Annotated in this window: 1 rRNA gene; it reads right to left on the reverse strand. The window is 38.3% G+C overall.

Features of this window, described 5'->3' with window-relative positions:
* Window positions 1-512: 512 nt before the first annotated feature.
* Window positions 513-628 (reverse strand): 5S ribosomal RNA (rrf, locus tag AS888_RS19170).
* Between the last annotated feature and the right edge of the window lie 106 nt (window positions 629-734).

Consider the following 734-nt stretch of genomic DNA (forward strand, 5'->3'; position numbering starts at 1 on the left):
TTTTTGATAGTGTGTGCTCACTTAAAATTTAACGTTGGCGCTTTGTTTTGTTCAGTTTTCAAAGAGCAATTTCACAAATCGTCCGTTTCGACGGCTTGTTTATTCATCATAACACGCTATTGATTAGTTGTCAACTTCTGCGAAGTTTTTAACTTATTTTAAATCGCCTTGTTTCTCAGCGACCATTTCATCTTATCATTTTCATAGTAAGAAGTCAATAGTTATTATTTCTTTTAGTAATCTACCAAAAGCGATGAAATTTTCGTTTGTCTTACGTGGTGCTTATTTATATTAATCCTATTTCAGCTTAAAGTCAATACATATCATAATAAATAATTCACATGCTAAATGTCCTCGAAATAGCATGATTAGGTTTAGGGGTCGAATTATTGGCTGTCCGGGTCGATTTATTTCAATTGAAGGACGAATTATCAGTTGTTTTCCCTTTTCCCCCAAAAAACGAACAAATAATGGCGCAAAAAAAGACCAGCCGGATGGCTGATCTTGAAATGGCTTGGCGGCGTCCTACTCTCACAGGGGGAGACCCCCAACTACCATCGGCGCTGAAGAGCTTAACTGCCGTGTTCGGAATGGGAACGGGTGTGACCTCTTCGCTATCGCCACCAAACATATGAGGAACGTTGTTCCTTCAAAACTAGATAATAAGAAGGCATTTCATTTTTTAAAGCGTTGGTTAAGTCCTCGATCTATTAGTATCAGTCAGCTCCACATGT

Origin of the sequence: Peribacillus simplex (genome assembly GCF_001542915.1) — a bacterium.
Lineage (GTDB): Bacteria > Bacillota > Bacilli > Bacillales > DSM-1321 > Peribacillus > Peribacillus simplex_B.